Source organism: Streptomyces zaomyceticus, assembly GCF_014656215.1.
GTDB lineage: Bacteria > Actinomycetota > Actinomycetes > Streptomycetales > Streptomycetaceae > Streptomyces > Streptomyces zaomyceticus.
Window position 1 is genome coordinate 178,715 of the sequence record NZ_BNBZ01000016.1, and the last position, 6,043, is coordinate 184,757.

Below are 6,043 nucleotides of genomic sequence, written 5' to 3' on the forward strand. Positions count from 1 at the left end.
GGAGACGGCCCGGGAGACGGCCCGGGAAGCCCGCCGGTTCACTTGCGGAGCGCGGGCTCCGGCGACGCCGTCGAGGGCTTGGGGACACGGGCCCTGCGCCCGGCCGGTACGACCAGCGGGGTCCCCGTCTCCGGGTCGTCGATGACCTGGCAGCGCAGCCCGAAGACCCGCTCGACCAGTTCGGCGGTCACGACCTCGGACGGCGGGCCCTCGGCGACCACCTCGCCGTCGCGGACGGCGATGAGGTGGGTCGCGTACCGGGCCGCGTGGTTGAGGTCGTGCAGCACGGCGACGAGCGTGCGGCCCTGGGTCTCGTGGAGCTCGGCGCACAGGTCGAGGACGTCGATCTGGTGCTGGATGTCGAGATACGTCGTCGGCTCGTCCAGCAGCAGCAGCGGCGTCTGCTGGGCGAGCGCCATGGCGATCCAGACGCGCTGGCGCTGACCGCCGGAGAGCTCGTCGACGTACCGCTCGGCCAGCTCGGCCACCCCGGTCGCCTCCATGGCCTCGCGGGCGATCCGCTCGTCCTCGGGGGACCACTGCCGCAGCAGCCCCTGATGCGGATAGCGGCCCCGCGCGACGAGGTCGGCGACGGTGATCCCGTCGGGAGCCACGGAGGTCTGGGGCAGCAGGCCGAGGGTCCTGGCCACCTTCTTGGCGGGCATGGAGTGGATCGACTGCCCGTCGAGGAGGACACGCCCCTGGCTGGGCTTCAGCATCCGGGAGAGGGCACGGAGCAGGGTGGACTTGCCGCAGGCGTTCGGCCCGACGATGACGGTGAACGAGTTGTCGGGGATCTCGACGGACAGATCGCGGGCGATGACCCGCTGCTCGTACGCCAGGGTGACCGATTCCGCGCTCAGCCGCTGCTGTCGACCGTCCATGTCCGTGCTCCCGTGCCCGCGACCCAAAGAAAGTTAGGTTAGCCTACCCAATTTCACAGCCCGAGCCGTGCCAGCGCCTTCCCCGCCTCCGGCACTCCCCCGTCCACGGCGTCGGCGGCCGACCAGGCGGCCCCGCACAGGGCCCGCACCGCGTCCATCGCACCCGCCCCGCCGCCGGCCGCGCCCGCCACCGGGGCCTCGGACCCGTCCTCCCCTTCGAGCGTCAGCTCACCCTCACGCACCGAAGCCCGCCAGTCCCCGCACACGAACCCCCCGTCCGCGTCCGCCACGACCTCGGGCTGCCCCAGGAGCAGCCCCCGCAGATCGGCGTCCACATAGGTCGGCCGGTGCTCCGGCACCGCCCTCAACAGCTGCGCCACATCCGTCACCCCGGTCAGGACGAGCAGCGAGTCCACCCCTCCGTTGAACGCGCCCTCGATGTCCGTGTCCAGCCGGTCCCCGACCACCAGAGGCCGCCGCGCGCCCGTCCGCAGCACCGTCTCCCGGTGCATCGGCGGCAGCGGCTTCCCCGCGACCCGGGGCTCCACGCGGCCGCCCGTGGCGATCCGTACGACCTCCACGGCCGCCCCGTTCCCCGGCCCGATCCCGCGCGCCCCGGGAATCGTCAGGTCCGTGTTGGAGGCGTACCAGGGAACTCCCCGCGCCACCGCGTAACCGGCCTCCGCGAACCGCCCCCACGGCATGTCGGGCCCTCCGTAGCCCTGGACGACCGCCACCGGCTCGTCCTCGGCGGAGTCCACCGGCACCAGACCCCGCTCGCGCAGCGCGACCCGCAGCCCCTCGCCTCCGACGACCAGCACCCGGGAGCCGGGCGGCACGTCGTCGGCGATCAGCCGGGCCACCGCCTGCGCCGAGGTGATCACGTCCCCGGCCTCCGACGGCACCCCGAGCTCCGTGAGGTGGTCCGCCACCGCGTCGGGGGTCCGCAGCGCGTTGTTGGTGACGTACGCCAGGCGCATCCCGCCGGCCCGCGCGATCCCGAGCGCCTCGACGGCGTGCGGCACGGCCACCCCGCCCGCGTACACGACACCGTCCAGGTCCAGGAGCGCCGTGTCGTACGCCTCGCTCAGGGGCACCGCGCTGCCACCCGGCCGGTTCCTGCCGACACCCTGCTGTCCCTGGCCGTTCCGCACCGTCACCGCACACTCCTCGTATGGTCGGGCGAATCCCGCCCGCTCCCCCGATCATCGCTCATGGCCACCGCCCACATACGATGACGAGATGAACACCTCAGGTCACGCGGCCGCTGATGTCCGCGACGACACCGCGGGGCTGCGCCTGACGCCGTTCCGCGGACTCCGCTACGTCCCCGAACGGGTCGGCAGCCTGGCAGCCGTGACGTCTCCCCCCTACGACGTCGTCGTACGACCTGACGGACTACTCCATCTGGAGTCGGCCGACCCGCACAACATCGTCCGGCTGATCCTGCCTCAGGCGATCACCGCCGGCACCCGTCACCGTAAGGCCGCCGTCACCCTCGACCGCTGGCTCGCGGACGGCGTCCTCGCCCCGGACCCGGAGCCCGCGCTCTACGTGTACGAGCAGCACGGCGACGGCATCCTCCAGCGCGGCATCATCGGGGCCCTGGAGCTCTCCACCCCGGCCGAGGGGATCGTCCTCCCCCACGAGGACGTCATGCCGCACGTGGTCGAGGACCGCGCCGCCCTGATGCGGACCACGGCCGCCAACCTGGAGCCCCTGCTCCTCACGTACGTGGGCGAGGGCGACGGCGCGGGCGCGGTCGTCGAGCGGACCGTCCAACGCCCCCCGCTGCTGGCCACCACCACGGAGGACGGTTTCCGGCACCACCTCTGGGCGGTGACCGACCCGGCCGAGCAGGCCGCCGTGGCCGCCGAGCTCCGCCATCACCAGGCTCTCATCGCCGACGGCCACCACCGCTGGGCGACCTATCTCCGCCTCCGCGAGGAACACCCCTCGCCGGGGCCCTGGAACTACGGCCTGGTCCTCCTCATCGACACCGCCCGCTATCCCCTGCGGGTCCGTGCGATCCACCGCCTTCTCAACCGGCTGCCGGTCGCCGACGCCCTCGCGGCCCTCGACGGCTCCTTCCGGGTACGCCGGATCGAGAGCCCCCTGCCGGCGGCCCTGGAGGCCCTCGCGGAGGCCACGGCCGAAGGCAACGCGTTCCTCCTGGCGGGAGACGGCGGCTTCCACCTCGTCGACCGCCCCGACGCCGCCCTCCTCGACCGTACGATCCGCACCGACCGCCCGGACGCCTGGCGCACCCTGGACGCGACGGTCCTGCACTCCACCCTCCTGGAGCACGTCTGGCGCATCCCGGACGCCCCCGAGGACATCAGCTACATCCATGACACACGGGCCGCGGTCGAGCAGGCGGAGCGCCGCGGCGGTACGGCCGTCCTCATGCATCCGGTGCGCGAGGAGGTCGTACGGGACCTCGCCCGGCAGGGCGTCACGATGCCCCGCAAGTCGACCTCGTTCGGCCCGAAGCCGGCGACGGGACTGGTCCTGAGAAGCCTGGCGCTGGACTGAGCCCCTCGGGAGCGAGGACCCGGAAACGAAGAAGGGCGGCACCCCGGAGGGTGCCGCCCTTCTCATGCGTCAACCGTGTCAGCTCTTGTCGCCGACGCTGTCGTCACTGTCGTCCTCGTCGAGGTCGCCGTCCTCGTCGTCCTCGTCCAGCTCGTCGCCCTCGTCGTCGATGTCGAGGACTTCGCCCTCGACGTCCTCGACGTCCACGTCGTCCACGTCGTCGAGCGCGACGACGTCGTCCGACTCGTCCTCCGACTCGTCGAACGCGTCGACGAACTCGATGCCGTCCATCTCTGCGAGCCGGTCCGAGGCGTCCGTGGCCCCGTCCTTGTCGGCCTCCAGGGCCTTGGCGAACCACTCCCGCGCCTCGGGCTCACGACTGGCGGCGAGCAGCGCGTCGGCGTAGGCGTACCGCAGGCGCGCGGTCCACGGGTGAACGGCGCTGGAAGCGAGCTCGGGGCTCTGCAGCGTCACGATGGCCGCGTCGAGCTGTCCCAGGTCCCGGCGAGCACCGGCGGCCACGAGCCGCATCTCGACCTGACCGGCCTTGTCCAGCTTCTGCACCTCGGGTTCACCGGCCATCGCGAGCGCACGCTCGGGCCGGCCGAGACCGCGCTCGCAGTCGGCCATGACGGGCCAGAGCTCGACGCCACCGCTCATCCGGCGGGCGGCACGGAACTCGGCCAGGGCCTCGGAGTACTTCTGCGTGGCGTACGCGGCGAAGCCGGCGGCCTCGCGCACGGCGGCGACACGGGAGGCGAGCCGCAGGGCGACCCTGGAGTAGCCGTACGCCGCCTCCGGGTCCTCGTCGATCAGCTGAGCGACCATGACGAGGTTGCGCGAGACGTCCTCGGCGAGCCCCTTGGGCAGGCTCATCAGCTCCTGGCGCACATCCGGGTCGATCTCCTCACCGGTGACCTCCGGCGGGATCGGCAGCCGCTTGATGGGCGCGCGGTCGCTCCGCTCCCGGTCGTCACGGCCGCGGAACCCACCGCGGTCGCCACCCCGGTCGTCACGGCCGCGGTATCCGCCACGGTCGCCGCCGCGGTCGTCACGGCCGCGGTACCCACCACGGCTGTCGCCACCACGGTCGTCACGGCGGAAGCCGCCACCACCCCGGTTGTCGTCCCGGCGGAACGACGAGGGACGCTCGCCGCCACGGTCGTCCCGGCGGAAGCCACCGCGGTCGCCGCCGCGGTCGTCGCGCGGGAAGGAGGGCCGGTCGTCACGACGGAACGACGAGGGACGCTCGCCACCGCGGTCGTCCCGGCGGAACCCACCGCGGTCGCCGCCACGGTCGTCACGGGGGAACGACGGCCGGTCATCGCGACGGAAGCCACCACGATCGCCACCACCGCGGTTGTCGCCACCGCGGTCGTCACGACGGAACCCACCGCCACCGCGGTTGTCTCCACCACGGTTGTCGTCACGACGGAAGCCACCACGGTCGCCACCGCCACGGTTGTCACCGCCGCGGTCGTCCCGGCGGAACCCACCGCGGTCGCCACCGCCACGGTCGTCCCGGCGGAACCCACCACGGTCGCCACCGCGGTCGTCGCGCGGGAAGGAGGGCCGGTCGTCACGACGGAACGACGAGGGACGCTCGCCACCGCGGTCGTCACGGCGGAACCCACCGCGGTCGCCGCCACGGTCGTCACGGGGGAACGACGGCCGGTCATCGCGACGGAAGCCACCACGATCGCCGCCGCGGTTGTCGCCACCGCGGTCGTCACGACGGAACCCACCGCCACCGCGGTTGTCTCCACCACGGTTGTCGTCACGGCGGAACCCACCACGGTCGCCACCGCCACGGTTGTCACCGCCGCGGTCGTCCCGGCGGAACCCACCGCGGTCGCCGCCGCGGTCGTCACGCGGGAAGGAGGGCCGGTCGTCACGACGGAACGACGACGGACGCTCGCCACCGCGGTCGTCACGGCGGAACCCACCGCCGGCGCCACGATTGTCGCCGCCACGGTCGTCACGACGGAAGCCACCACGATCGCCGCCGCGGTTGTCGCCACCGCGGTCGTCACGACGGAACCCACCGCCACCGCGGTTGTCTCCACCACGGTTGTCGTCACGGCGGAACCCACCACGGTCGCCACCGCCACGGTTGTCACCACCGCGGTCATCACGACGGAACCCACCGCCGGCGCCACGGTTGTCGCCGCCACGGTCGTCGCGGCGGAAGCCACCACGGTCGCCACCACCGCGGTTGTCACCGCCACGGTTGTCACCGCCGCGGTCATCACGACGGAACCCACCGCCGCCACGGTTGTCACCACCGCGGTTGTCGTCCCGGCGCGGCCCACGGAAGCCGCCTCGGTCGCCACCGGCACCGTCCCTGCGACGCGGTTCGCGCTCCGGACGGTCGTCGGGAGAGTTGGTGGACATCGGTGTGACTCCTGTCTTCGGGTACTGCAGTCATTCTCGCGCAGCCGGCACTCAGCCGCGCATCGGAAAAGTCAAGCAAAAAACAAAAGGACCCCTGGTCCCAGCGTGAACGCTGGGACCAGGGGTCCTGAAGAATTGTTCGGCGGCGTCCTACTCTCCCACAGGGTCCCCCCTGCAGTACCATCGGCGCTGAAAGGCTTAGCTTCCGGGTTCGGAATGTAACCGGGCGT

At 72.7% G+C, this 6,043-nt stretch carries 4 protein-coding genes, 1 rRNA gene and 1 pseudogene; 1 reads left to right on the plus strand and 5 read right to left on the minus strand.

Annotation, left to right across the window (positions count from 1 at the left end):
• Positions 1-38: 38 nt before the first annotated feature.
• Entirely contained in the window at positions 39-884 is an 846-nt protein-coding gene (locus tag IE311_RS21750) for an ABC transporter ATP-binding protein (RefSeq protein WP_189833436.1), read from the minus strand.
• Between the two features lie 53 nt (positions 885-937).
• A complete protein-coding gene (locus IE311_RS21755) occupies positions 938-2,044 on the minus strand; it encodes an HAD hydrolase-like protein (protein WP_189833437.1) in 1,107 nt (368 codons plus the stop codon).
• Between the two features lie 82 nt (positions 2,045-2,126).
• On the opposite strand from IE311_RS21755, the gene IE311_RS21760 reads away from it, so the two are divergent.
• Entirely contained in the window at positions 2,127-3,419 is a 1,293-nt protein-coding gene (locus tag IE311_RS21760; protein WP_189833438.1) for a DUF1015 domain-containing protein, read from the plus strand.
• Positions 3,420-3,497: 78 nt separating this feature from the next.
• Here IE311_RS21760 and IE311_RS21765 read toward each other — a convergent pair whose 3' ends face one another.
• The 3 genes and pseudogenes from IE311_RS21765 to rrf form a co-directional block, all read right to left on the minus strand.
• Positions 3,498-4,295, minus strand: a complete 798-nt coding sequence (locus IE311_RS21765; RefSeq protein WP_189833439.1) for a tetratricopeptide repeat protein — start codon at positions 4,293-4,295, stop codon at positions 3,498-3,500.
• A gap of 846 nt (positions 4,296-5,141) precedes the next feature.
• Positions 5,142-5,456, minus strand: a pseudogene (locus tag IE311_RS37455) (hypothetical protein); the annotation flags it as partial.
• 494 nt (positions 5,457-5,950) lie between these two features.
• A 5S ribosomal RNA gene (gene rrf, locus IE311_RS21775) occupies positions 5,951-6,043 on the minus strand; the annotation flags it as partial.